Here is a 24,377-nt window from a genome sequence, read left to right as displayed (position 1 = left end):
TCAGACCCTGCCGACGACCTCGCCGGCGCCGGGCACGTCGTTGATCGAGCGCTGCTTCGGGCCCACGTAGTTCGCGCTGGGGCGGACCAGCCTGCCCGTGCGCTTCTGCTCCAGGACGTGGGCGGCCCAACCGGCGGTGCGGGCGCAGGTGAACATCGAGGTGAACATGTGCGACGGCACCTCGGCGAAGTCGAGGACGACCGCGGCCCAGTACTCCACGTTCGTGGCGAGCACCCGGTCGGGCTTGCGGGCGTGCAGCTCCTCCAGCGCGGCGGTCTCCAGCGCGGCGGCGACCTCGTAGCGCGGCGCGCCCAGTTCCTTCGCCGTACGGCGGAGCACGCGGGCCCGCGGGTCCTCGGCACGGTAGACCCGGTGGCCGAAGCCCATCAGGCGGTTGCCCTTGTCCAGCTCGCTCTGGACGTACTTGCGGGCGTCGCCCATCTGCTCGACACCCTCGATCATGTGCAGCACCCGCGCCGGCGCGCCGCCGTGCAGCGGGCCGGACATCGCGCCGACCGCGCCCGACAGGGCGGCGGCGACGTCGGCGCCGGTGGAGGCGATCACGCGGGCGGTGAACGTCGAGGCGTTCATGCCGTGCTCCGCGGCGGACGTCCAGTACGCGTCGATGGCCTTCACGTGCTTGGGGTCGGGCTCACCGCGCCAGCGGACCATGAAACGTTCAACGATGCTCTCGGCCTCGTCCACGCGCTTCTGCGGGACCATCGGCAGGCCCAGGCCGCGGGCCGACTGCGCGACGAACGACAGGGCCGTGACCGAGGCGCGTGCGAGATCGTCGCGGGCCTGGTCGTCGTCGATGTCGAGCAGCGGGCGGAAGCCGTACGCGGGCGCCAGCATGGCCAGCGCGCTCTGTACGTCTACTCGGATGTCGCCGGAATGGACGGGAACGGGGTACGGCTCCGCCGGGGGCAGCCCCGGCTGGAACCTGTCGTCGACGAGCAGGCCCCAGACGTTCCCGAAGGAGACGTTGCCCACGAGTTCTTCGATGTCGACGCCCCGGTATCGCAGGGCGCCCCCTTCTTTGTCCGGTTCCGCGATCTCGGTCTCGAACGCCACCACGCCTTCGAGCCCGGGTTTGAAGTCGGACATTCTCGGCCGCCTCCCTCTCTTGTGAAGTCCAGAGCCTTGATGTCGAGATACCGGCGGGTCAATTTAACCCGCAGTGTGACACTGTCGTGTCGCCGCCCCTCCCCCACGCCGTTCCCCCTGTTGGGGGCCACCGGGTGAGAAGTGCGCCGGGCGCGCGACAATACCTTTCCGTGGACAGCGCTTCGCACCTGCCCGGGCTCCGGCACAGCTACGAGGGTGAGCCCCTGCTCGAATCCGGCATGGCCGACGACCCGGTGACGCAGTTCGCGCTCTGGTTCGCCGACGCCGTCGCCGCGGGCCTGCCCGAACCGAACGCCGTGGTCGTCGCCACCAGCTCCGCCGGTGGCCGCCCCTCCGCCCGCACCGTCCTCCTCAAGGGGTTCGACGAACGCGGGTTCGTCTTCTTCACCAACTACGAGTCTCGCAAGGGCCGCGACCTCGCCGAGAACCCGCGGGCCTGTCTGTTGTTCCCCTGGCATCCCATCCGGCGGCAGGTCCGCGTGGAGGGCTCGGTCACCCGGATCTCCCGCGAGGACAGCGCGGCCTACTTCCACTCCCGGCCGTACGGCTCGCGGATCGGCGCGTGGGCCTCCCGCCAGTCCGCCGTGGTGGAGTCGCGTGAGCGGCTCGACGCCCGCTACCGGGAACTGGCCGAGCGCTGGCCGGAGGACCCGCCGATGCCGGACTTCTGGGGCGGCTTCCGGGTGGCGCCCGCGGAGGTCGAGTTCTGGCAGGGCCAGACGGACCGCATGCACGACCGGCTCCGCTACCGGCTCGCGCGCGGCTCCTGGGTCATGGAGCGCCTGGCCCCATGACCCCGGAGGCGGCGGTCCGGGCCGCGACCGTGAGGTCGGCGAGAAAGCCCGCGTACGCCTCGTCCCGGTCGGGCGCGCGCAGGATGGCCGAGGGGTGGATCGTCGCGACGTAGTAGGCGCCCTCCCGCCGGGGGACCGGCTCGCCCCGGCGGCGGGTCACCCGGAAGTCCGGGCCCAGCAGGGCCCGGGCGGCGGTGGCGCCCAGCACCACGGTCACCTCCGGGTCCACCAGGAGCATCTCGGCCTCCAGCCACGGCCGGCAGGCGTTGATCTCGCCGACGGTCGGTTTCTGGTGGATCCGGCGTTTGCCGCCTGGCGTGAACTTGAAATGCTTGACCGCGTTGGTGACGTACACCGCCTCGCGGTCGATGCCCGCCTCCTCCAGCGCCCGGTCCAGCACGCGGCCCGCGGGCCCCACGAACGGCGCGCCCTCCTGGTCCTCCTGGTCGCCCGGCTGCTCTCCGACCAGCATGAACCGTGCATCGGGGACGCCCTCGCCGAAAACCGTCTGGGTGGCGTCGCGGTAGAGATCGCAGCCTTCGCAGCGGCGCGCGGCCTCGCGAAGCGCGGGCAGGCTGACCTCGGTAGGAAGGAATCGCTGGGCTCCGATGTTTCCCATCCTGGGTCGCTTCCCCAATAGGGTCGGCTGCGAACGCGGGGGAGGTCGTAGCATCGTTGTAGTAGTGGAGGAGCCTTGACCGCACACGGCCTGATCGACACGACGGAGATGTATCTCCGTACGATCTTCGAACTCGAAGAAGAAGGCATCGTGCCGCTCCGTGCCCGGATCGCCGAACGCCTGCAGCAGAGCGGCCCGACCGTGAGCCAGACGGTGGCGCGGATGGAACGCGACGGCCTGGTCAAGGTGCAGGGGGACAGACACCTCAGCATGACCGACCTGGGCCGCACGCTCGCGATCCGGGTGATGCGCAAGCACCGGCTGGCGGAGTGCCTGCTGACCCAGGTGATCGGCATGCCCTGGGAGGAGGTCCACATCGAGGCGTGCCGGTGGGAGCACGTGATGTCGGAGTCGGTGGAGACCCGGCTCGTCGGCCTGCTGCAGAACCCCCGGTTCTGCCCGCACGGCAACCCGATCCCCGGTCTCGACGAGCTGGGGGTGCCGCAGCCCGGTTCTGCCGGAGATGAGATGGTGTCTCCCATGGTGACCCTCGCGGGTCCGACCGCCGTGCCCGTCGTCGTGCGGCGAATCAGCGAACAAGTGCAAAGCGACCCGGCTGTGATGCTTAAACTCAAGCAAGTTGGGATACAACCCGGACGCGAGGTCACGCTCGCGGCGAGCGACAACGGTGTACGGGTGACAGGTGATGGTGAGGTGGGCAGCACGACCGCGGACCTTCCGCGCGATGTGGCCTCTCACGTTTTCGTCACCAGACGATGACGGAAAGAGTTGTGCCTGGTTGAATCCCGTAGGGAGTCCCTTCATTTCTCGCGACCCAGCCTTCGCAGGAGCGCCCGTGCCCGGCATAGCGAACCCGCCCCGTCAAGGGAAGGTCGTGGCATGAGGCGCTGGGGAGACTTGTCACAGGACGCGGACGACCGCCTCACGGCGGGTTCCGTCCTGGACCACGCGGAGATGGCCGTGGTCGTGACCGACCGGTTCAGCAACGTCCTCTACTGGAACCCCTTCGCCGAGCGTTTGTTCGGCCGGGTGGGCGCCAATCCGGGCCGGGAGTCGCTGCGTACGCTCGGCATCTCCGAGCACGACCACCCGCTCGCGGCCGACCTCGCCAAGCAGGTGCTGCGCGGCGGCGTGTGGGAGGGCACCTTCGACGTGGTCCGCGGCGACGGCACGCTGATCTACGTACGGGCCCAGGCGGTGCCGCTGCGGCATCCGTCCGGCTCGATCACCGGCATCGTGATCACCGCGCGCGAGGCGATGCGCAGCAACGAGCGCGAGAAGGACCGCTTCGGCCTGCTGGAGCGGATCGGCGAACGGCTGGCCGGCTCCCTCTACGTCGAGGAGACGCTCAACCGGGTCGCGGAGTCGCTCGTCCCGCAGTTCGCCGACCACTGCTTCATCGAACTGGCCGAGGGCGACCGCCTGGTCCGCAAGGTCTCGACCCACGTGAACGGCTGGACGCCGCCGCCGGGCTCCTGGCCGCCGGTGGGCGCGGAGATCTCCTACCCCCTCGGGCACTTCGCCGACACCGCGCTGCGCCGCCAAGAGACGATCATGGTTGAGGACTTCTCCCAGGTCAGCTATCCGGCGCCGAGTGAGGGCGAGGCTCGCCTGTGGGGCGAGATCGGGGTGACCTCCGCCATCGTCGCCCCCCTGTGCGTGCGCGGCGAGACGCTCGGGCTGATGTACCTGATCCTGTCCAACCTCACGAACCGGCACTCGCCCCACTACGACACCTTCGACCGCGACTTCGTCGGCGCCATCGCCACCCGCGTCGCGCTCGCCGTCGACAACGCGCTGCTGTTCGAGGAGGAGCGGCACACCGCCGAGTCGTTCCAGAAGCACCTGCTCCCGCGTGTGCTGCCGTCGTTCGACGGGCTGGAGATCGCCCACCGCTACTTCCCCGCCGCCCCGCTCGCCACCCACGGCCAGGGCATCCAGACCCAGGTGGGCGGCGACTGGTACGACGTGATCCCGCTGTCGGCGGGCCGGGTCGGCATCGTGATCGGCGACGTCGAGGGCCGGGGGGCCAAGGCCGCGGCGGTCATGGGCCAGCTCAGGGCCGCGTTGCGGGCCTTCGCCCAGGACGACAAGCCGCCCGCCGACATCCTCGCCCGGCTGGACGAGTGGACCCGTGTGGTCGCGTCGCCGGAGCACGACGACTTCGGCGCCGACATCACCAACCCGCCGATCGTCACCTGCCAGTACATGGTGTACGACGCCTGGTCGAGGCAGCTGTGGTTCGCCAACGCCGGGCACGCGCCGCCGCTGCTGCTCGTGGACGGCGAGGTCAGGGACCTGGAGATCACCGAGGTCGGCCAGCCGCTCGGGGTGCGGGCCAAGGGCATGCACGCCGACCTGGTCTACAAGGAGGAGACCAGGATCCTGCCGGCCGGGGCGACCCTGCTGCTCTACACCGACGGCCTGGTCGACCGCAGGCCGCCGCGCGACGCGGCCGCGGGTTCGTACGACGACGACGAGACGATGACGGTGCTCCGCGAGAAACTGGCCAAGTCCTCGGCGGAGTCCGTCGAGCGCATCGCCGACCTCGCCACCGGGGCCGTCCCCGGCGAGATCGACGACGACATGGCCATCCTCGTCGTCCGCGCGGCCGGCACCGAACTGCAGTCGCAGGAGCGGACTTTCCCGGCACAGCCGATCATGGTGAGCGAGGCCCGGCGGATGGCGTCCGAGGCGTTCGAGGCGTGGCAGGTGCCCGAGGAGCGCGCGGAGCTGGCCTGCCTGCTGGTCTCCGAGGTCGTGACCAACGTGGTCCTGCACGCCGCCAGCGCCGGCGTACCGCGCCGCGAGCTGGTGCTCGACGGCCCGCCGCTGCCGTTCGACGAGTCGTGGGACGTGCCGGGCTTCGAGGAGGAGATGGCGGGCGACAAGGAGTTCACCCTCCGGCTGCGCCGGGGCGGGGAGTCCGTCTGGGTGGAGGTCTTCGACCAGGACCTGCGCCTGCCGCGCATCCGCAGCGCGGGGGAGAACGACGAGGGGGGCCGGGGCCTCTACCTCGTCGACCAACTCGCCCGGCGCTGGGGTTCCCGTCCGACCCGTGAAGGCAAGGCGGTCTGGTTCGAGATCCCCATCGGCGGCCGGTAGCTCGCCGCGCGCGGGCGGAGAAAGACGCGCATACTGATCGTCATGGACCCCGGACTCATCCTTCTGGTCTTCCTGGCGTTCCTGTTCGCGTGGCTGCTGAACAAGGTGCGCCGGTTCTTCCGGCTGGGCACGATGGCCTACGCGGGGGTGATGATCGTGTTCGTGCTGGTCATGCTGCTCCTGTGGGGCCAGCAGCACCGCTGACGCACGTCGCGGCGACTCCCTCAAGCAGGCAGGCCAGCCCGAACTCGAACCGCTCGCCGTGGGTCTGGTCCCGGGCCTCGACGACCCGGCGGGCGAACTGCGGGTAGGCGCCGCTCTCGATCACCTCGCGGATGTACGGGCCGACCCCCGCCCGCCACTGCTCCTCCGTCAGGCCGGTCCGGCGCTGCGCCTCCTGCTCGGCCACCTCGCGGGAGACGGCTCCCGCCAAATAGTCGCCGACGAGGGCGACGACGCCGGCCGCCAGCGTGATGTCGGAGGTCAGCTGCCCGGCGGCGGCGAGCGCGTGATCCATGTGGCGCAGGGAGTTCGGGCCGAGCGCGGGCCGGGTCGCCATCACCGCGCCGAGCCAGGGATGGCGCAGGAGCGTCTCCCGGTGCCCGCGCGCCATCGCCGCGAGGTCGGCCCGCCAGTCCCCGGTCAGCGGGGCGGGCTCCGTCTCGCCCGCGATCGCGTCGACCATCAGCTCCAGCAGTTCGTCGCGCCCGGTCACGTACCGGTAGAGCGAGGTCGTGCCCGAGCCGAGATCGGCGGCGACGCGCCGCATGGAGAGCGCGTCGAGCCCCTCGGCGTCGGCCAGCGCGATCGACGCCTCGACGATCCGCCCGACCGTCGGCGCCTGCCGCCGGGGCGTGGGCCGCTCCCGGCCCCACACCCGGCCCGGAAGTGAGCTCTCCGCACCCATGGCGCCCATCGTACCGGTGTGGGTACAGTGTTCCCGAAAAGGGAACACCGTGCCCACAGATGGAGGGAGAGTCATGCGGACGACAGAAGTGCTGGTCGTGGGAGGCGGCTCGGTCGGGCTGGCCACGGCGGTCTTCCTGAGTCACCACGGAGTGGGGACGCTGCTGGTGGAGCGCAACGAGGGGCCACAGGCACACCCGCGCGCCACGGGGATCGGCGTCCGGACGGCAGAGATGCTCCGGGAGGTCGGCCTGGCCGGCGCGGTGGACGCGGTCGCCCTCGACTGGTCGGCGGGAGCCCTGGGCAGGGTCAGGGCGCGGACCCTGGCCGACCTGGCGGAGACCGCCCCGCCCGCGCCCGCCGTCCCCCGGCAGGCGCCCTACAGCCCCGCCGCGTTACGCGGCCCCTGCCCGCAGAACCGGCTCGACCCCGTGCTGCTGGCCGCCGCCCGCGAGCGCGGCGCGACCGTGGCGTACGGCGCCGGGCTGGTCTCGTTCGCCCAGGACGAGGAGGGCGTCACGGCCGTGCTGTCCACGGGAGAGCGGGTGCGGGCCCGCTACCTGGTGGCGGCCGACGGCGTGCGCAGCGGGGTCCGGGCCGCGCTGGGCGTCGGCCTGACCGGTCCGGGTGCGCTCACGGAACCGGGGCAGAACATCCTGTTCCGGGCCGACCTGCGGGAGCTGGTCCGTGGACGGCACTTCGTGGCCTGCGAGATCACCGATCCGGCCGCGCCGGGCATGCTCGTCACGATCGACGGCGAGAAGGAGTGGGTGTTCCTCACCGGACTCGACCGGGAGCCTGCCCCCGCGCTGATCCGCGCCGCGACCGGAGTGCCGGACCTGGAGGTGGAGATCCTCAGCACGCTGGTCTGGCGGGCGCGGGCCCAGGTCGCGGAGCGGTTCGCGCAGGGGCGGGTGTTCCTGGCCGGCGACGCCGCGCACGCCGTGCCGCCGCTCGGCGCCTTCGGCCTCAACACGGGTGTCGCCGACGGGCACAACCTGGCCTGGAAGCTGGCCCTCGTGCTCCGCGGCGAGGCCGGTCCCGCGCTGCTCGGCACCTACGACGCCGAACGCCGGCCGGTCGCCTCGCTCACCATGGAGCAGGCGCTGGTGCGGATGTCCGACCCCGCCCTGCACTGGGGCCAGGGCCCGGCCGCCGCCGAGGCCAGGGCGCGGGCGGGTGCTATCAACGCCCCGGTCGTCCACCTCGGCCAGCGGTACGTCTCCGCGGCCGTGATCGATCCGCGGCCCGGACCGCCCTCGGCCGAGGACGTCGTGGCCTGCCTCGACGGCTCCCCCGGCTCCCGGATGCCGCACGCCTGGGTGTCCGAGGGCGTGTCCACCCTCGACCTCGTACGGTCGCGGTTCACGGTCTTCACCAGGCGGTCCGGCGGCGCTGTCTGGACGGCCGAGGCGGCCCGGCTCGGCCTGGACGCCCACGCCGTCGATCTGGCCGAGATCCCGCCGGGCGGCGCCCTGCTGGTGCGCCCCGACGGGTACGTCGCCTGGCGGGCCGAAGGCGCCCCCGAACGGCTCGGCGGCGTGCTCGGCCGCCTGCTGGCCCGGGGGCAGGACGGCTAGAAGCGGAACGACCTGCCGATGATCTCCTTCATGATCTCGGTGGTGCCGCCGTAGATCGTCTGGACGCGGCTGTCCAGCCACGCCTTCGCGACCGGATACTCCAGCATGTAGCCGTAGCCGCCGTGCAGCTGGACGCACCGGTCGACGACCCTGTTCTGCAGCTCGGTCGTCCACCACTTGGCCTTGGCCGCGTCCACCGCCGTCAGTTCCCCGGCGTTGAGCGCGCGTACGCACTTGTCCACGTAGTGGCGGGCGATCTCGACCTCGGTGGCGAGCTCGGCCAGCAGGAACCGGGTGTTCTGGAACTTGCCGAGGTTCCGGCCGAAGGCCGTGCGGTCGCGGCAGTACGCGATCGTCTCCTCCAGGACGGTCTCCGCCGCCGCCACGGCCGCGACCGCGATCGACAGCCGCTCCTGCGGCAGGTTGTTCATCAGCTGGAAGAACCCCTGGCCCTCCTCGTCGCCGAGGAGGTTGGCCACCGGCACCCGGACGTTCTGGAAGAACAACTCGGCCGTGTCCTGGGCGTGCATGCCGACCTTCTCCAGGTTGCGGCCGCGGGTGAAGCCCTCCATGCCGCGCTCCAGCATCAGCAGCGACGTGCCGCGGGCGCCCGCCGAGGGGTCGGTCTTGACGACGACCACGACGAGATCGGAGTTGATGCCGTTGGTGATGAAGGTCTTCTGGCCGTTCACCACGTAGTGGTCGCCCTCGCGTACGGCGGTGGTGCGGATGCCCTGCAGGTCGCTCCCGGCTCCCGGCTCGGTCATCCCGATCGCCGTGATCAGCTCGCCGGACGCGAAGCCCGGCAGCCACCGCTGCTTCTGCTCGTCGTTCGTGAGATCGACCAGGTACGGCGCCATGATGTCGTTGTGCAGGCCGAAGCCCAGGCCCGTCGCGCCGACGCGGATGATCTCCTCGACGATCACCGTGTTGTAGCGGAAGTCGGAGATGCCCGAGCCGCCGTACTCCTCTGGTACCGAGAAGCCGAACATGCCCAGCTCGCCGGCCTTCTTCCACACCTCGCGGGGAACGATGCCGTCCTTCTCCCACTGCGCGTGGTGAGGGACGACCTCGCGGGCCAGGAACTCACGGACGGTCTCACGGAAGAGGTCGTGCTCCTCGTCGAAGAGGTCTCGCCGCATCAGGTACGCCTCCGAAGCAGGAACGGTCAGCGGCACCAGAATACGATTCTGGTAGGGCCCCGGTCGATCGGCTCCTCCTTTAACGGCGGGTCACAACTCCGACACCATCGCCATAACGACCCCTTTGACCACTTCCGTGCCTCTAAGATCTAGCTCGCGTTTGCTGTAGGCCCGCCAGGGCGCGGACCTTTGATCGGAGTATGTGGTGAAACGGTGGAGAGCGGGCCTCCCTAGGACCATGGCCGCCTTGGCCCTCGGCCTGGCCGGAACGGCGGCGATCGTCATACCGTCGATGTCGGCGCAGGCGGAGACCGTCCAGGTCGACATGAACTACCACTGCACCGGTGGGGTGGCCGGGGCGGCCGGGGTGGACCTGAAGGTGACGCTCACCCTGCAGACGGCCCTGGCCGTCGGCCAGCCCCTGGACGTCAGGTGGTCCCTGGCCTACCGGAACAACACACGCTTCCTGTCGCCGGGCCTGTTCCAGCCCGGCGCCCGACTCACCGCCACCGGGGTGGTCGGCGTCACCGACGAACTGTGGACCGGCGAACTCAACTCGGTCGGGTCCAAGGACCAGATCCTTCTGCAGAACGGCGGGCCGCTTGAGCTTCCCGACCTCGTGTCCGGCTCGGTCAGCACGACAGAGGCGGGAGTCTTCGAGGTCGTGCCTCGCCGGCTCCTGATCGACTTCACCCCGCCCGCGGCCGAGACCGTGGTGAACGACGACGATCCGGCGGTGACCTACGTCGGCACGGACTGGACCGACTACAACGACCGCCCGGCCCAGAACAAGGACATTCACGAGGATGTGCACGCATCCGAGGTGAACGGCGCCGAGGCCAGCTTCACGTTCACCGGCACCGGCGTCGACTTCATCACGGAGCAGGACTACCGGGCCGGCCAGGTGCGGTTCACCGTGGACGGCAAGCCGGGCATCCCGGCGACCGCCGACGCGTCCAAGGACACCGAGGGCCGGCCGGTCGTGGTGGCCAACCAGGGCAACTACACCCTCTGGGGCATGCGCAAGCTGCCTTATGGCGAGCACACGCTGGTCGTCAAGAAGACCGACGCCAAGTGGGCGATGGTGGACGGCTTCCGCGTGGTCACCGAGGCGCTGCTCGACCCGCCGAAGCAGTTCCGCGCGCGGTGCGAGCCGGTGAAGAAGCCGACGGCCATCCGCGTCAACATCGGCGGTGGTGACACGCCGACCAGTCCGTCCCCCGACAGTTCGCCGTCCGTTTCGCCGGACACCTCGCCGTCGGGGTCGCCGAGCGCTTCGCCGAGCAGCACGCCCGGTGGCAACAGCCCGTCACCGTCGGGCACGCCGAGCACGACGCCGAGTTCGTCTCCGTCGGCGGCGGCGACGCAGAGCTATCTGACGAGTGTGGTCGTGAAGGGCACTCCGTCGCCGACGGCGACACGGACCGTGACGCTGACCGCGACACCGACGGTGGCCCAGGTGGCGGTCACCCCGCAGGGCGGCGCGCAGACCGGTGAGGCCCCGGAGCGGATGGCGGCCTCGGGCCCGCTGCTGCTCGGCTCGGGTGGCGCGCTACTCACGATCGGCGTGCTCAGTGGTGTGGCACTTCTGCGGCGCAGGGCGGCGCACGCGGGCGAGCGGGGCTGAGGAGGATGACGATGAACCCGACTCCCGAGGGCGGCACCCCCGCCAAGGACGCACAAAGCGGCGAAGCCGCACAGAAGGCGCAGGGCGGCCAGAACGTGCAGGGCGGCCAGGGCGCGCAGAACGCTCAGAGTGCCCAGGGCGTGCCGAACGCGACCGTGCCGAACGCGCAGGGCATGCCGAACGCGCAGAGTCCGCAGAGCGGCCAGGGGGACGCGGCGGGGAAGCGGAAGGGCCTTCCGCAGCCGGTTCTCGCGACGTTGCTCGTGGCCGGGTCGTTCGGCGGCATCGCCGCCGTGATGGCGGGCATGCTCGCCGTGCTGTCGCCCGGTGACTCCCAGAACACCGCTCAGCAGGTGCCGGGCGTCCAGTTGAACGTGCAGGACGTCGGCAGCGAGGCGTACCTGCCTCCGACCGTCGGCCCGGGCGGGCCGGGCGTGCCACTGACGGCGGCGAACCCCACCGCGCCGCCGCCGCTGCCCGCCATCCAGCCGATCGGCCCGCTGGCCCTCACCACCACCACGGCCTCGTCGTCCTCCTCGCCGGTCTCCTCGTCCTCGAACAAGGCGACCTCGAACAAGGCGAAGACGAGCACGGCGGCGGCGAAGAAGGTGACCGGCAGGCCGGTGAAGATCAGCATCCCGTCGATCGGGGTGAAGGCCAGCGTCGGCTCCGTGGGGGTGCAGAAGTCCGGCGTCATCCAGGCGCCGCCGCTGAGCAGGCCGAGCCTCACCGGCTGGTACCGCTTCGGGCCCGCCCCCGGCGACCAGGGGCCGGCGATCATCCTCGGCCACGTCAACACCCGCAAGGGCGCGGCCGTGTTCAGCCGCCTGCGCGAGCTCAAGCGCGGCAACAAGATCGCCGTACTGCGCGCGGACGGCAAGACGGCGATCTTCACGGTGGACGGGATCGAGCAGGTCAGCAAGTCGGCGTTCCCGACCAAGCGGGTCTACGGCAACACGATCACGTCGTCGCTGCGGCTGATCACCTGTGGCGGCGTCTTCAACGCCAAGCGGCACAGCTACACCGACAACATCGTCGTCTACGCCACGCTGACGTCGACCAAGGGCAAGTGATCCGGCCCGACCGCCGGTGAGGGGCGCCGTCGCGCCCCTCACCCCGCGCGGGTGGTCAGCCCAGGCCGATCACCTCCTCGCCCTCCCGCGCCTCGCGCTCGGGCGGGTCGTACGGCTCGCGGCTTCTGGCCGCGCGAGCGGCCCGGACCGCGCGCTGCACCAGCAGCGTTCCGGCCACCGCCGCGAGCGCCACCACGATCAGCGCGTACGGCTGCCGCCAGGGTGAGGAGTCGCCGGCGCTCGCGGCCGTGGCTCCGCTCGCCCGCATCGCCGCGGGCTGCGAGGACGGCGGTGCGAGCCCTGCCTGCCCAGCAGCCTGCGCGGTCGCCTGACCGGCCTTCTGCTCCGACGCGGAGCCCGACGGGGTGGCGAACGGCGCGCGGGCGGGGATCACGGTCGCCGCCTTCCAGGGGAACCCCGGCGGCTTCACCTGACCCCAGTAGTCCGTGATCTCAGATCCGGCCTGCACCGCGTACTGCGGCGGGGCCGGCTTCAGCGTTCCCGGCACGGTGAGCGTCCCGACCTCGTACGGCGCGAACTTGCCCTGCACGCCCTGCACCCGCCACCGCCCGGCCGGCACCGTGATCGTCGTCGCGTAGTGGGCGGGATCCGGCAACGGCGTCCCACCGAAACTCAGGGTCGTGCCGTCCTCTCCCGTCAGCAGCAGGCCGGTCGGCCCGAGCGCGCCGTTGTCGTCGTACGGATGCGTGCCGTGTTGCAGCACCCAGTAGCCGACCGTGTAGGACACATCGGGCCGCAGCGTCGCGGGAAGCGGGTCGAGTTCGGTGACGGCCCAGAACCCCGCCCGGGCGTGTGCGGGCGGCGCCGTCACCAGGACCGCCGCCAGTGCGGCGAGGACCAGGATCAGTCGTCTCATCTTCAGTCACCTCCGTCCTGCTTACCGCCGGAAGTCCATGAGGGTTCCCTGAGAATTTCCTGACTTCTCGGTGCATGTGGTTATGGCGATGGTCAACTCCTGGGAGACTGATGGCCAATCTGTACGCGACTGAGGTGGCGGGAGAGACGTCGTGGCCGACCCCAGCGCCCGGCAGCGGAATGCCCGGCGACGAATCGCGGTGCGGGTGGCGGCCGGAGCGACGGCGGCGTTCGCGCTGATGACGTGGCCGGTGCTCGCCGCGAGCCAGACCACGACCGTCGTCTACTCCTGCGACGCGCTGGGCGGCGGCCAGGGGACCTACCCGGTGAGCGTGACCCTGCTCGGGCCCGACAACCCCGCGGTGGGCGGCAACGTCCCGATCACCTGGCGCATGGCCCCCGCCACGACCGCTGAGGGCCAGAAGCCGATGCTCGCGCCGACGGCGATCGCGGTGGACGACGTCGTGGTCGCCGAGGGCGTGATGGAGGTGACCGGCACGCCCGTGGTGAGCGGGTCCCCCTCGCCGTCCCCGAGCGCCAGCGCGACACCCACCCCGACTCCGACTCCGACTCCGACACCTACACCGACTCCGAGCCCGTCTGACGAGGACACGGATCCGCCGGGCGGCTCCGACTCGACCCCGTCCCCGGACGAGTCGGAGCCGCCGAAGGGATCCCTCGCCGCGGCGGGCGGCCGCACGCTGAGCCCCTCGGCGACGGTGACGGCCGGGACGCCCGTGGCGGCGCAGGCCACCCTGTCGCCGATTCCCGAACTGGTCGTCACCCTGGCCCCGACGGCCACCGGGGTCATAGGCGTGACGGCGGGAGACTTCACGCTGCGGTTGCTGCCGTCCGGGACGGGCACGGGAGCGGCGCTCTACACGTGCACCCTGCCGGCCACCGCGTCCGGGGCCACGCTCGCGCTCACCGTCGCCGCCTCGGCGTCCCCATCGTCATCCGCCTCGCCGAGCCCGTCGGACACCGGTGACGCGGACGACACGACACCGACGCCCAGCCCGACCGAGACCACGACCACAACGGCGACCGCGACGGCCAGAGTCACCCACACTGCCACGGCCAAGGCGACCACGACCGTCTCCCACACGGTGACCGCGCAGGTCAGCAGGACCCCGATCGGCGGCGCGCAGACGGGCGCGGGCGGCGACGCGGGCCCGGACGCCCGGGTCGTCGTGCTGACCGGTCTGCTACTGATGGCCGCCTCCGCGGCCGGAGGGCTGCTGCTCCGCAGGTTCGGCCCGAACCCCCGCCCGTACGGCGGACGGTAGCGTGGCGTGACGTGAAGATAACGAAAACATGACCAGATTTGGGGAATCGGCGGCAATGTTGGGGCTTTTGTCCGTAAACTCTCTACCCTGTCGTGACCGTACTCTGGAATGCTGGTACGCCTGTTCATCCTGAGCACAAGTAGGGGAGAGAAGTCAGTGCTGAAGTTCAAGGCGCGGGGCCGGGTCGCCGGGAGAGCCGCCGCGGCCGGCGTAGTCAGCGCGGGCGTCCTCCTCGGCCTGACCGCGCTCGGCGCGCAGGCCGACTCGAAGACGGTGAGCTACACCTGTTCGCCAGCGGCCACCACGGCCACCGCCGTCACCCATGACTTCACCGTGTCGCTCACGGAGAACCCACGGGCGGCGGGGACCGGCACGCAGTACACCGCGACTCTGACCATCGTGCCGGTCACCACGGCGGGGTCGCCGTTCCCGGCGCCGGTGGCGATCGAGAGCGGCGCGTCGCTCCAGCTGCTGCCCAGCGTGGCGGCCACGGTGCTGCCCGCCACCGCGACCGCGGGCGTCTCCACGCCCTCGCCGACCAACACGGTGACCGCGAACGTGACCGCCCAGGGGACGATGCCCGCCCTGCCGGTGGCGACGCTGACCATCACGCCCTCCGCCGGGGCGACGTCCGTCGCTCTCACGGCGAAGGACTTCAAGATCAATATGTACGCGCCCGCCGGGACGGGCACCGTCACGACGACGCCCACCCTGCTCTACACGTGTGTGATCGCGTCGTCGGGCACCAACACGACGCCCGCCTCGGCGACGATCGCGGTCACGGCCTCCGCCAGCACGACCCCCACTCCCAGCCCCTCCGCCACGCCGAGCGCGACGCCCACGCCGCGCGGCACGCGCACCGTGTACGAGACGGTCACCGCGAAGCCCGCGACCGACAAGGCGACGACCAGGCAGGAGCAGGTTCCCCACACGCCCGCGGGCGGCGCCGCCACCGGCGGCGGAGGGGACGCCGGCCCCGACGCGCGCCTGTTCGTGCTCACCGGCACCGCGCTGATGCTGGCGGCGGGGGGCGGCGGGCTCGTGCTCCGGACCCGGCGCAGGCCGGCGAGGCAGTAGGACGGCGCCATGACGACCCCGCCACCTGGACAGTTCCCGCCGGGCCAGCCGTACGGCATGCCTCCCGGGCCGGGCGGTCAGGGGTACCCGCAGCCGGTCTACGGCCAGCCCGTCTTCCAGCCGGTCATGCTGCCCCCTCAGATGCAGCCCGCGCAGCAGCCGCAGCCGCAGCCGGAGCCGCCTCCGGGCGGCGTCGCGCAGACGGCCCGCCGCGTGCTGATCACGGCGGCGATCGTGGGGCTGGTCACTGTGCTCGTGGGTGTAGTGATCATGGTGAACCACCCTGACGAGTACGCTCCGTCGAGCCGTACGTCGCTGAACAAGATGGTGGCGCCGCCGAACGGCCTGGCTCCGTCGGTGGGTCCGGGCGGCGCGGGGCAGCCGCTGACGCAGGCGGTCGCGAACGCCCCGGCGCCGTTGCCGAAGCTCCCGGCCGCTCCGGCGCTGCAGCCGTCCACGCCCAAGCGCCTGATCATCCGGAAGATCGGCGTGAACGCGCCGATCACCTCGGTCGGTCTCGACCGCGCCGGCGCGATCCAGACCCCGCCGATCAACAACCACAACCTCGTCGGCTGGTATCGGGGCGGCCCGACCGCGGGAGAGGCCGGTCCGGCCGTCATGCTCGGCCACAAGGACACCGTCTCGCGCAGCGCCGTCTTCAGCCGCCTGCACGAGCTCGCGTACGGCGACACGATCGAGGTCACCCGCATGGACGGGACAGTCGCGGTCTTCACCGTGGGCGGCATCGAGCAGGCGGACAAGCAGACGTTCCCCACCAGCCGGGTGTACGGCCAGGCCGCGGACGCCGAGCTCAGGCTGATCACCTGCGGCGGCACCTACAACCACACGACCGGTCACTACACCGACAACGTCATCGTCTACGCCCTGATGACCGGCACCCGCCTGGCGAAGACGAAGTCCTGAACCGGGCGGCCCGCCCGAAAGGGTCGTGGAGAACGCCCCGGTAGGGCTATCGTCTCTTCGACCGATCATGAGGAGGGCCTTGTGGGCTGGTTGTCGAATCTTCTGCTCCCCGGCCGGTTGCGCACGGGCCCCACGGCGTTGCTGCCCGCCCGGCCGGACCCGAAGACGCTGCTGGCGATAGCGCAGCTCGCCGATCCCGAGGCGAGACCGGACGGGGACGACGTCCTCGTGGGCGGCTCGCGCGTCCAGCCACCGATCGAGCTCGGCCCGGACCTCCTGGCCAAGCTCGGCGTCCCCGGCGATGAGCCGCTCTGGGCATGCCGCATCGCCGCCGACGGCCCGCTGCCGGTGGACTTCTTCGACAAGAGCCTGGCCGAGGGCATCGCGTACCGGCTGGGCGGCTGGTCGGTGTGCCAGGGCGAGCCGGTCGACCCCGCCGAGGAGGCGGGTGGCGATCCGGTGGTCTACCTGCCGGCCGTACCGGAACCCGAGGAGGTCCTGCCGATCCTGGCGGGGCTGCTCCACACGGACGCCGTGGACGCCGGTAGGTGGCCGGAGGGCGAGCTCGTCGACGGCGTCGTCCACGTCCCCGTGCGCCGGGGCCGGGTGGCCGACGTGTACGCGGACGACGAACTGGTGGTCACGATCGAGGAGGGCCACCGCGTCCCGCCCGTCGCCCAGGCGCGCTGGCCGTACCTCACGGAGATCGCCGTCGTGAGAGTCTCGCCGGCCGGCCGTACGGAGGAGACGCGGACCACCGCCGAGGCGGCCGGAGGCACAGTAGACGCCGAGGGCGCCGAGGACGAGGCCGCTGCCGCACCGGGCGAGGAGGTTCCCGTCGCGCCGGGCGAGGAGGCCGCGCGTTCCGAGAACCTGGGTGATCCGGACGCCCTGGACGTCGGCGCCACGGACACCGGTGTGGTCGAGACCGCTGCTGTGGACACTGGTGCTGCGGAGACCGGCGCCGCGGACACCGGGGAGGCGGAAGGCGGTGCCGTGTCCGACCGCGACGCATCCGACGGTGACGCGGTCGCCGTCGCGCGGGACGCGCTGGTGCGTCGGGCGGCGGTGGCGCTGGAGATCGCGCAGCGCCTGCAGGGGATCGCCGCCGACAGCCGTGGCTTCCAGCTCGCCGAGCCCGCCGACGCGCTTCCCGGGGGATACGCCGGACCTGCGCTCGCCTGAACCCGCTCGCCTGAACCCGCTCAGCTGAACCCGGCCCTTACCGCGCCCGCCCTGACGAAAGCTCTGGTGTAACCTCTCACTAACCGAACATTGCTCGGTTTTGCTCGGGAGGCACTGTGGCAGAGGCGTACATCGTCGGGGCGGTCCGCACGCCGGTCGGCAGGAAGAAGGGCGGGCTCTCCACCGTCCATCCGGTCGACCTGGCCGCGCACACGCTCTCCGCGCTGGTCGAGCGCACCGGGATCGATCCCGCCGCCGTGGACGACGTGATCATGGGTTGCGTGATGCAGTTCGGCCCGCAGTCCATGGACATCGCGCGCAACGCCTGGCTGAGCGCGGGTCTCCCGGAGACCGTGGCCGGCGTCACGATCGACCGGCAGTGCGGGTCGTCGCAGCAGGCCGTCCACTTCGCCGCGCAGGGGGTGCTGTCGGGCACCCAGGACCTGGTCGTGGCGGCCGGCGTGGAGTCGATGTCGATCGTCCCGATGGGGTCGAGCATCACGGCCGCCCTGGAGAAGGGCATGCCGTTCCCGTTCGGTGACAAGTGGGTCGAGCGGTACGGCACGCAGGAGATCTCCCAGTTCCGCGGGGCCGAGCTGATGTGCGAGAAGTGGGGCTTCACCCGGGAGGACCTGGAGGTCTACGCCTACGAGAGCCACCAGCGGGCGGCCAAGGCGATCGCGGGCGGCCACTTCAGGGAGCAGATCGTCCCGGTCGGCGACGTGACCGACGACGAGGGGCCGCGGCCCGACACGACGCTGGAGAAGATGGCCGGGCTCAAGACGCTGCGCGAGGGCGGCCGGATCACCGCGGCCACCTCCTCGCAGATCTCCGACGGCTCCGGCGCGCTGCTCATCGCGTCCGAGCGGGCGGTGCGCGAGCACGGACTCGTCCCGCGCGCCCGGATCGTCACGCTGGCGCTGGTCGGGGACGACCCCGTCTACATGCTGACGGCCCCGATCCCGGCCACCCGCAAGGCACTGGACAGGACCGGGCTCTCGATCGGGGACATGGACGTCATCGAGATCAACGAGGCCTTCGCCCCGGTGCCGCTGGCCTGGCTCAAGGAGATCGGCGCCGACCCGGCCAGGACCAACCCCAACGGCGGCGCGATCGCCCTGGGGCACCCGCTCGGCGGCACCGGCGCGATCCTCATGACCAAGCTTCTGCACGAACTGGAGCGCACCGGCGGCCGGTACGGCCTGCAGACCATGTGCGAGGGCGGCGGCCAGGCCAACGTCACCATCATCGAGCGGCTCTGACCCATCCCCCCGGCCCGCCAACCCGAGCGACGGTCCTCCCGGCTTCCCCTGGGTTACGCGTCGATCTGTGCTGGTGGGACTCCGGGTGAAGGAGGCGGGTGAGCGCCGGTTACGACGACTCCAGGCGCTCTCGTCGCAACGATAAGAGGGGCACTCCAGGCTGGCCGGAGTGCCCCTTTTGGCGTGGGTGGAACGGCCTACTTGGCCTTAGGGAGCCGCCTGGGCTGCCGTACGGGCCGCATGGGCGGCGCCGGGATCTGACGCGGCGGTGGTGGGAAGGAACGCCGGGGCTGCGGGGTGCGCGGGCTCTGCTTGCCGCCGTCGCCGCTTCTGCCGGACACGCGAGTACGCATAAGGGATCTCCTGGTACGTCGAGACGCGGCACCGAGGTGCCGTCACTCAGCCGCCGCGTCGGATGGACAGGGCCGGAAAGCTGAGCGGATCAGCGTGGGCTGATCAGCGGTCGCCGTAGAGAATCCACATGCCGGTGACCCTAACAAGGCGCCACAACCGGGCACAAAGGCTTTTCGGGCTCCTGGGGGCATCCAACTAAGCGACCGCCCGAGCACAAGCGGAGTCCAAGTCGACTCCCAGATCGTCCCAAGTGGCGTCGTGTCTACTCATATGCGTCAGAGAGACACACGTACCAGGAGTGATACCAGTGAAGTCCATCAAGCGCGCCGCCGCCGTCCTCGCCACCACGGCCGTCGCCGTCACCACCTTCGGCGTCCTGTCCGCCCCGGCGAACGCGATGCAGCCGGAAGGCTGGTACCGCTGCTACGTGTCGGGTTACGGCTGGATGTACTGCTACGACGTGTGAGCCCACCCGGCTCATCCCCGCTCCACGGGCCCGGCCCCGTCCCGCAGTGTCGCGGGGCGGGGCCCGTCCCGTTTCCGGGCACAGTCCGGGTCCGAACAGGGGCGGCTCAGCCGATGCGGCGGTGGACGTCGTCGAACGTGGCCGGTCCGGTGCGCTGCGAGGCGATCCACGGCCCGTCCAGCGACGGGTCCACGATTCCCTCCTCCATGAACGTGTACCGCCCGTCGAGCACCCGCCGGGCCAGCCGTACATCCTGGGCGTCGGTGTTCTCCCACAGCCGGTCGAACAGCGCCTCGGCCCGCGCCCGGGCCTGGTGGCAGAAGGTGTCGGCCAGTTCGTACGGCTTGAGCCCGAACTCGGCGGAGTCCTCCTGCGCGCGCACGCAGACGGCGGTGATCGCGAGCAGTTCCGCGCCGATGTCGACGATCCGCGCCAGGAACCCCTGCCGGTGCTCCAGCCGTCCCTGCCACCGGGACATCCCGTAGAACGTGGACCTCGCCAGCTTGCGGCTGGTCCGCTCGACGTACCGCAGGTGCCGGGCCAGCGGGCCGAACTCCGCGTACGACGTGGGCATCTGGCCCGGACCGGTCACGAGGCCCGGCAGCCACTTGGCGTAGAAGGCGCCGGCCCGGGTGGCCGCACGGCCCTTGGCCCGCAGGTCGGCCTTCGGGTCGATGAGCTCGCCCGCGACCGACAGGTGGGCGTCCACCGCCTCCCGGGCGATGAGCAGATGCATGATCTCGGTCGAGCCCTCGAAGATGCGGTTGATGCGCAGGTCGCGCAGCATCTGCTCGACCGGCACGCCGCGCTCGCCGCGGGCGTGCAGCGACTCGGCGGTCTCGTAGCCGCGGCCGCCCCGCATCTGCACCAGTTCGTCCATGACCTGCCAGCCCATCTCCGAGCCGTACAGCTTGGCCAGGGCGGCCTCGATGCGGATGTCGTTGTGCTCGTCGTCGGCCAGCCGGCCGACCAGGTCCACCACCGCTTCCATCGCGTACGCGGTGGCGGAGATGAAGGCGACCTTCCGGGCGACGGCCTCGTGCTCGCCGACCGGGCGCCCCCACTGGACCCGCGCGCGGCCCCACTCCCGGGCGATCTTGGTGGCCCACTTCGCCGCGCCGACGCAGGTGGCGGGCAGGGACAGCCGCCCGGTGTTCAGCGTGGTGAGGGCGATCTTCAGGCCCTGCCCCTCGCGGCCGATCAGATTCTCGGCCGGCACCCGCACCTGGTGGAGGCGGGTCACGCCGTTCTCGATGCCGCGCAGGCCCATGAACGCGTTGCGGTGCTCGACGGTGATGCCGGGGGCGTCGGCCTCGACGACGAAGGCGGAGATCCTGGCGCCGGTGCGCGCCATCACGACCAGCAGGTCGGCCACGACGCCGTTGGTCGTCCACAGTTTGACGCCGTTGATGACGTAGTCGTCGCCGTCCCGTACGGCGGTCGTCGACAGGCGGGCGGGGTCGGAGCCGACGTCCGGCTCGGTCAGCAGGAACGCCGAGATCTCCCCGCGCGCGCACCTCGGCAGGAAGCGCCGCTTCTGCTCCTCGGTGCCGAACAGCCGCACCGGCTGCGGCACCCCGATGGACTGGTGCGCCGACAGCAGCGCGCTCAGCGCGGGGGAGCACGAGGTCACGAGGGCGAGGGCCCGGCAGTAGTACAGGTGGCTCAGCCCTAGCCCGCCGTACTCCTCCTCGATGGTCATGCCGAACGCGCCGATGGCCGCGAGGCCCTTGATCACCTCGTCCGGGATCACGGCGGTGCGCTCGATCAGCGCGGGTTCGACCTTCTCCTGCAGGAACGTCCGCAGGACGCGCAGGAACTGGTCTCCCTTCTTGACCTCCTCCTCGCTCAGGCGGGGAGCCGGGTGCACCAGGTCCAGCCGGAAGTCTCCGAGAAAGAGTTGCCTGCCGAAACTCGGGCGGGTCCACTCCGTCTCGCGCGCCTGCTCGGCCACCTCTCGGGCCTTGGCGTAATCGGTCGTCATGGTCGGCCTCCTCGGCGGTGAAGCGAGCTGTGCTCGTTACCTACCCGCCAGTAGCCTTTTGCACCACCGGGAGCCCGATATGTACGGCCATGCCTCCGCCGGGGGAGGAGATGATCCGGCACCGGCCGCCGTGCGCCTCCACGATGGCTTTCACGATCGACAGGCCGAGCCCGGCACCGCCCGACAGATGGTCCTCTCCCCGCTGGAACCGGTCGAAGGCGCGCTCGGCCTGCTCCGGGCTCATGCCGGGGCCGGTGTCCGACACCTGGATCGTCACCGCGCCGGGGGCGCGCAGGATCCGTACGGTGGCCTTGGTCTCCTCGGGGGTGTGCGCCCGCACGTTGCCGAGCAGGTTGACCAGCACCTGGCGGATCCTGGCCTCGTCCACCACCGCGACCAGCGAGGACGGGGCGTCCACGGTCACCGGGTACGCCGGGTCGAGGGCCGCCGAGTCGGCCGCGACCTCCCGGGCCAGCTCCGCCAGGTCGGTCTCGGCGAGCGCCAGGGCCGCGCCCCGGTCGAGCCGCGCGAGCTCCAGCATCTCGCCCACCAGGCGGCCCATGCGGTTGGCCTCGGCCTCGATCCTCCCCATGATCTTCGGAAGGTCCTCGGACGGGATCGCGCCCGCCCGGTACAGCTCGGCGTACCCCGAGATGGTCGAGAGCGGGGTGCGCAGCTCGTGGGAGGCGTCGGTGGCGAAGCGGCGCACCCGGTCCTCCGACGCCTGGCGGTCCCTGAAGGCGTCCGCGATCCGGTCGAGCATGAGGTTGATCGCGGCGCCGAGCCTGCCCACCTCCGACGGCCCCTCGGGCATGCGGGCCGAGAGATCCCCTCCCTCGGCCACCAGGTGGGCGGTCCGCGCCATCTTGCCCAGGGGAGCCAGACCACCGGCGATCAGCAGCCGTCCGCCGGCGGCCAGCAGCAGGATCAGCACCCCGCCGGTCGTCAGTTCGCTGACGAGAAGATGGCGCACCGGGTCGTCGACCGCGTCCAGGGGCACCGCGACGACCATCAGCCGCAGGCCGCTCCGGGACAACGCGGCCGCCGCGATCATCTCGTTCTCCCCACCGGGATCGAGGTCGAAGGTGTCGCCCCGCGCGGCGTACGCCAGCAGCCGGTTCCGGCCCAGCGCCTCGGCCAGCCCGGGGACCACCGCGGCGTTGTCGGCGTCGCCGCTGACCAGATGGGCCGTTCCGTTGGCCATGTCATAGGCGGCGACGGCGTAGGTGGAGCCGGTCAGCGCCTGCGCCAGCGGGTCGTCCTCGACCACCCGCCGCGCCGCCGTGACCGTCGCCGCCTGCACCTGCCCCTCCAGGCGCGTACGCAGGTGCCCGCGCAGGACGAGGACGCTGGCCAGGGAGAGCACGACGAGCAGGACGGCGCTCACGCCGAGCAGCCCGGCGAGCAGCCGCGTCCGCAGCGACATCAGGAACCCTGGGGCGGGCGCAGCGCGTACCCGATGCCGCGCTGGGTGTGGATCAGCGGCGGCCCGAGCGGGTCGAGCTTGCGCCGCAGGTAGGAGATGTACGTTTCGAGCACCTGCGAGCTCCCGCCGTAGCCCCAGACCTCCTCCAGCAGGCGTCTCTTGGTGAGCACCAGCCCGGCGTTGGCCATCAGGAACGCCAGCAGGCGGAACTCGGTCGGCGACAGGTCCACTGGCACGCCGCCGCGGCGCACCTCCCACCGCGCCTCGTCGAGCTCTAGGTCGGCCACCCGGAGGGTCGGCCCCTGGCCCCGCTCGGCCGCGGCGGGCACGGTCGTACGGCGCAGCACCGCACGGATCCGGGCGACCAGCGCCTCGACGGAGAAGGGCTTGGTCACGTAGTCGTCCCCGCCGAGGCCCAGCCCGCGCACGGTGTCGGCGACCGCGTCGCGGGCGGTGAGGAAGATCACCGGGGGATGGACGCCGTCCACGCGGATCCGCCGGCACACCTCGAAGCCGTCGATGTCGGGCAGCATGACGTCGAGGACGACCAGGTCGGGCTGGTCCCTGCCGACCTCGTCGATCGCCGCCGCCCCGGTGCCGACGGCCGTCACCGTGAAACCGTGGAACCGCAGGGCGACTTCCACGATGTCTCTGATGTTCGGCTCGTCCTCCACGACGAGGATCCTGGTTTCACTCATTGGGGACCCATTGTGCAGGTCTACGTCCTTGGTCGCATTCCGCCGGTCGATTCCGGGAGGCGGGCGACGCGGGCGACCTACCTCGGAACGCGGGCGACGCAGAACACGGTCTGGCCGAACGGCGGGGTGACGAACCGCTCGATGAACCGGGTCACCGGCACCACGGTCCGGTCGTAGATCTTGACGAGCCGGGGGTCGGGATAGCCCACACCGCCCCGCCGCACGGCCGCCCACCAGGCGATGCCGCCGAGGAAGTTGATCGGCTTGAGCACCTCGACGCCGAGACCGGCGTCGGTGACCGTCTTGCGGAGCGTGGCCGGGGTGTAGCGGGTGACGTGTCCCACCTTGCGGTCGAAGTCCCCGTAAAGCTGCATGTAGCCCGGCACCCAGATGACGATCCGGCCGCCGGGGGCGGTCACCCTGGCCAGGGATCGCAGCGCCTCGGTGTCCTCCTCGATGTGCTCGAGGACGTTCATCATCACGACCGTGTCGACCGGCTCGTCCAGCGGAATCTGGGTCGGCAGGCCGAACTGCAGCACCGATATGTCGTCGCGGTCGGCGAACCGCTTCCGCAACTGCTCCACGCAGTAGGGATCGAAATCGCTCACCACGAGCCGGTCCAGGCGCGGCAGGAACTGCTCCGCGAAGTGCCCGAGCCCCGAACCGATCTCCAGCAGCGACCGCCCGACGTGCGGCGCGACCATGTCGAACTCGTACTGCCGGTAGTTCTTGGCCTCGTCGCCGCCGAGGTGGTTCTCCAGAGCCTCGTCACCGGCGGCCGGCTGGACTACTCGGTCATACCCAGACATAGAATCCTCGTTTGCAGCGGCTGACGATCGTGGAA

At 71.4% G+C, this 24,377-nt stretch carries 22 protein-coding genes; 13 read left to right on the top strand and 9 right to left on the bottom strand.

Annotated features, from left to right (window positions below):
• Complete coding sequence (locus tag F5972_RS03435) at positions 1–1,107, bottom strand: citrate synthase 2 (RefSeq protein ID WP_150930920.1); 1,107 nt, start codon at positions 1,105–1,107, stop codon at positions 1–3.
• A gap of 170 nt (positions 1,108–1,277) precedes the next feature.
• Here F5972_RS03435 and pdxH point away from each other — a divergent pair, with 170 nt between their 5' ends.
• Positions 1,278–1,922: a pyridoxamine 5'-phosphate oxidase gene (pdxH, locus tag F5972_RS03430; RefSeq protein ID WP_150930918.1), complete on the top strand. Its 645-nt coding sequence runs from the start codon at positions 1,278–1,280 to the stop codon at positions 1,920–1,922.
• Here pdxH and F5972_RS03425 read toward each other — a convergent pair.
• On the bottom strand, positions 1,900–2,541 hold the full coding sequence (locus F5972_RS03425; protein WP_150930916.1) for a UdgX family uracil-DNA binding protein: 642 nt from the start codon (positions 2,539–2,541) through the stop codon (positions 1,900–1,902). The two genes, pdxH and F5972_RS03425, sit on opposite strands and share 23 nt — an antisense overlap.
• A 75-nt stretch (positions 2,542–2,616) precedes the next feature.
• Between F5972_RS03425 and F5972_RS03420 the strand changes: the two genes are divergently transcribed.
• From F5972_RS03420 to F5972_RS36900, 3 genes are all read left to right on the top strand, one after another.
• Positions 2,617–3,321 carry a metal-dependent transcriptional regulator gene (locus tag F5972_RS03420; protein WP_150930914.1) on the top strand — a complete coding sequence of 235 codons (705 nt, stop codon included), beginning with the start codon at positions 2,617–2,619 and terminating at the stop codon, positions 3,319–3,321.
• Positions 3,322–3,441: 120 nt separating this feature from the next.
• Positions 3,442–5,667, top strand: a complete 2,226-nt coding sequence (locus tag F5972_RS03415; protein ID WP_150930911.1) for an ATP-binding SpoIIE family protein phosphatase — start codon at positions 3,442–3,444, stop codon at positions 5,665–5,667.
• 42 nt (positions 5,668–5,709) lie between these two features.
• The gene (locus tag F5972_RS36900; RefSeq protein ID WP_191909918.1) at positions 5,710–5,871 is read left to right on the top strand and encodes a hypothetical protein; all 162 of its coding nucleotides are present in this window, start codon (positions 5,710–5,712) and stop codon (positions 5,869–5,871) included.
• On the opposite strand, the gene F5972_RS03410 is transcribed toward F5972_RS36900, so the two are convergent.
• A complete protein-coding gene (locus tag F5972_RS03410; protein WP_150930909.1) occupies positions 5,837–6,574 on the bottom strand; it encodes a TetR/AcrR family transcriptional regulator C-terminal domain-containing protein in 738 nt (245 codons plus the stop codon). The genes F5972_RS36900 and F5972_RS03410 overlap by 35 nt on opposite strands.
• A 73-nt stretch (positions 6,575–6,647) precedes the next feature.
• Between F5972_RS03410 and F5972_RS03405 the strand changes: the two genes are divergently transcribed.
• Positions 6,648–8,153, top strand: a complete 1,506-nt coding sequence (locus F5972_RS03405; protein ID WP_150930907.1) for an FAD-dependent monooxygenase — start codon at positions 6,648–6,650, stop codon at positions 8,151–8,153.
• On the opposite strand, the gene F5972_RS03400 is transcribed toward F5972_RS03405, so the two are convergent.
• Positions 8,150–9,295 carry an acyl-CoA dehydrogenase family protein gene (locus tag F5972_RS03400; protein ID WP_150930905.1) on the bottom strand — a complete coding sequence of 382 codons (1,146 nt, stop codon included), beginning with the start codon at positions 9,293–9,295 and terminating at the stop codon, positions 8,150–8,152. The genes F5972_RS03405 and F5972_RS03400 overlap by 4 nt on opposite strands.
• Before the next feature lie 238 nt (positions 9,296–9,533).
• On the opposite strand from F5972_RS03400, the gene F5972_RS03395 reads away from it, so the two are divergent.
• Together F5972_RS03395 and F5972_RS03390 are read left to right on the top strand one after the other, a co-directional pair.
• Complete coding sequence (locus F5972_RS03395) at positions 9,534–10,922, top strand: hypothetical protein (protein ID WP_150930904.1); 1,389 nt, start codon at positions 9,534–9,536, stop codon at positions 10,920–10,922.
• An 11-nt stretch (positions 10,923–10,933) separates the two neighbouring features.
• On the top strand, positions 10,934–11,995 hold the full coding sequence (locus tag F5972_RS03390; protein WP_150930902.1) for a class F sortase: 1,062 nt from the start codon (positions 10,934–10,936) through the stop codon (positions 11,993–11,995).
• Between the two features lie 55 nt (positions 11,996–12,050).
• On the opposite strand, the gene F5972_RS03385 is transcribed toward F5972_RS03390, so the two are convergent.
• Positions 12,051–12,872 (bottom strand): hypothetical protein, encoded by an 822-nt coding sequence (locus F5972_RS03385; protein ID WP_150930900.1) that lies wholly within the window; start codon positions 12,870–12,872, stop codon positions 12,051–12,053.
• Between the two features lie 151 nt (positions 12,873–13,023).
• Between F5972_RS03385 and F5972_RS36895 the strand changes: the two genes are divergently transcribed.
• The 6 genes from F5972_RS36895 to F5972_RS36890 all read left to right on the top strand — a co-directional run bounded on the left by F5972_RS36895 (position 13,024) and on the right by F5972_RS36890 (position 19,425).
• The gene (locus tag F5972_RS36895) at positions 13,024–14,157 is read left to right on the top strand and encodes a hypothetical protein (protein ID WP_191909917.1); all 1,134 of its coding nucleotides are present in this window, start codon (positions 13,024–13,026) and stop codon (positions 14,155–14,157) included.
• A gap of 156 nt (positions 14,158–14,313) precedes the next feature.
• Positions 14,314–15,234, top strand: a complete 921-nt coding sequence (locus F5972_RS03375) for a hypothetical protein (RefSeq protein ID WP_150930898.1) — start codon at positions 14,314–14,316, stop codon at positions 15,232–15,234.
• Positions 15,235–15,243: 9 nt separating this feature from the next.
• Positions 15,244–16,158 (top strand): class F sortase, encoded by a 915-nt coding sequence (locus tag F5972_RS03370; RefSeq protein ID WP_150930896.1) that lies wholly within the window; start codon positions 15,244–15,246, stop codon positions 16,156–16,158.
• 81 nt (positions 16,159–16,239) lie between these two features.
• Positions 16,240–17,343 (top strand): hypothetical protein, encoded by a 1,104-nt coding sequence (locus F5972_RS03365; protein ID WP_150930894.1) that lies wholly within the window; start codon positions 16,240–16,242, stop codon positions 17,341–17,343.
• Positions 17,344–17,459: 116 nt separating this feature from the next.
• Positions 17,460–18,605, top strand: coding sequence for an acetyl-CoA C-acetyltransferase (locus tag F5972_RS03360; RefSeq protein WP_150930892.1), 1,146 nt, complete (start codon positions 17,460–17,462; stop codon positions 18,603–18,605).
• Positions 18,606–19,266: 661 nt separating this feature from the next.
• On the top strand, positions 19,267–19,425 hold the full coding sequence (locus tag F5972_RS36890) for a hypothetical protein (protein ID WP_191909916.1): 159 nt from the start codon (positions 19,267–19,269) through the stop codon (positions 19,423–19,425).
• Between the two features lie 106 nt (positions 19,426–19,531).
• Here F5972_RS36890 and F5972_RS03355 read toward each other — a convergent pair whose 3' ends face one another.
• The 4 genes from F5972_RS03355 to F5972_RS03340 all read right to left on the bottom strand — a co-directional run bounded on the left by F5972_RS03355 (position 19,532) and on the right by F5972_RS03340 (position 24,342).
• A complete protein-coding gene (locus tag F5972_RS03355; RefSeq protein ID WP_150930890.1) occupies positions 19,532–21,409 on the bottom strand; it encodes an acyl-CoA dehydrogenase family protein in 1,878 nt (625 codons plus the stop codon).
• A gap of 40 nt (positions 21,410–21,449) precedes the next feature.
• The gene (locus F5972_RS03350; RefSeq protein ID WP_150930888.1) at positions 21,450–22,835 is read right to left on the bottom strand and encodes a sensor histidine kinase; all 1,386 of its coding nucleotides are present in this window, start codon (positions 22,833–22,835) and stop codon (positions 21,450–21,452) included.
• Positions 22,835–23,533, bottom strand: coding sequence for a response regulator transcription factor (locus F5972_RS03345; RefSeq protein ID WP_111699932.1), 699 nt, complete (start codon positions 23,531–23,533; stop codon positions 22,835–22,837). The genes F5972_RS03350 and F5972_RS03345 overlap by 1 nt, the downstream gene beginning before the upstream one ends.
• 77 nt (positions 23,534–23,610) lie before the next feature.
• A complete protein-coding gene (locus F5972_RS03340; RefSeq protein WP_150930886.1) occupies positions 23,611–24,342 on the bottom strand; it encodes a class I SAM-dependent methyltransferase in 732 nt (243 codons plus the stop codon).
• Between the last annotated feature and the right edge of the window lie 35 nt (positions 24,343–24,377).

Origin of the sequence: Microbispora cellulosiformans (assembly GCF_008728085.1) — a bacterium.
GTDB lineage: Bacteria > Actinomycetota > Actinomycetes > Streptosporangiales > Streptosporangiaceae > Microbispora > Microbispora amethystogenes.
This window is presented reverse-complemented; position numbering and strand designations above follow the sequence as displayed.

Bases quoted from the DNA above. Each gene is read 5' to 3' on its own strand.
- F5972_RS03435 (WP_150930920.1), bottom strand. From the start codon at position 1,107: ATGTCCGACTTCAAACCCGGGCTCGAAGGCGTGGTGGCGTTCGAGACC.
- F5972_RS03425 (WP_150930916.1), bottom strand. From the start codon at position 2,541: ATGGGAAACATCGGAGCCCAGCGATTCCTTCCTACCGAGGTCAGCCTG.
- F5972_RS03415 (WP_150930911.1), top strand. From the start codon at position 3,442: ATGAGGCGCTGGGGAGACTTGTCACAGGACGCGGACGACCGCCTCACG.
- F5972_RS36900 (WP_191909918.1), top strand. From the start codon at position 5,710: ATGGACCCCGGACTCATCCTTCTGGTCTTCCTGGCGTTCCTGTTCGCG.
- F5972_RS03410 (WP_150930909.1), bottom strand. From the start codon at position 6,574: ATGGGTGCGGAGAGCTCACTTCCGGGCCGGGTGTGGGGCCGGGAGCGG.
- F5972_RS03405 (WP_150930907.1), top strand. From the start codon at position 6,648: ATGCGGACGACAGAAGTGCTGGTCGTGGGAGGCGGCTCGGTCGGGCTG.
- F5972_RS03400 (WP_150930905.1), bottom strand. From the start codon at position 9,295: ATGCGGCGAGACCTCTTCGACGAGGAGCACGACCTCTTCCGTGAGACC.
- F5972_RS03395 (WP_150930904.1), top strand. From the start codon at position 9,534: ATGGCCGCCTTGGCCCTCGGCCTGGCCGGAACGGCGGCGATCGTCATA.
- F5972_RS03390 (WP_150930902.1), top strand. From the start codon at position 10,934: ATGAACCCGACTCCCGAGGGCGGCACCCCCGCCAAGGACGCACAAAGC.
- F5972_RS03385 (WP_150930900.1), bottom strand. From the start codon at position 12,872: ATGAGACGACTGATCCTGGTCCTCGCCGCACTGGCGGCGGTCCTGGTG.
- F5972_RS03370 (WP_150930896.1), top strand. From the start codon at position 15,244: ATGACGACCCCGCCACCTGGACAGTTCCCGCCGGGCCAGCCGTACGGC.
- F5972_RS03355 (WP_150930890.1), bottom strand. From the start codon at position 21,409: ATGACGACCGATTACGCCAAGGCCCGAGAGGTGGCCGAGCAGGCGCGC.
- F5972_RS03350 (WP_150930888.1), bottom strand. From the start codon at position 22,835: ATGTCGCTGCGGACGCGGCTGCTCGCCGGGCTGCTCGGCGTGAGCGCC.
- F5972_RS03345 (WP_111699932.1), bottom strand. From the start codon at position 23,533: ATGAGTGAAACCAGGATCCTCGTCGTGGAGGACGAGCCGAACATCAGA.
- F5972_RS03340 (WP_150930886.1), bottom strand. From the start codon at position 24,342: ATGTCTGGGTATGACCGAGTAGTCCAGCCGGCCGCCGGTGACGAGGCT.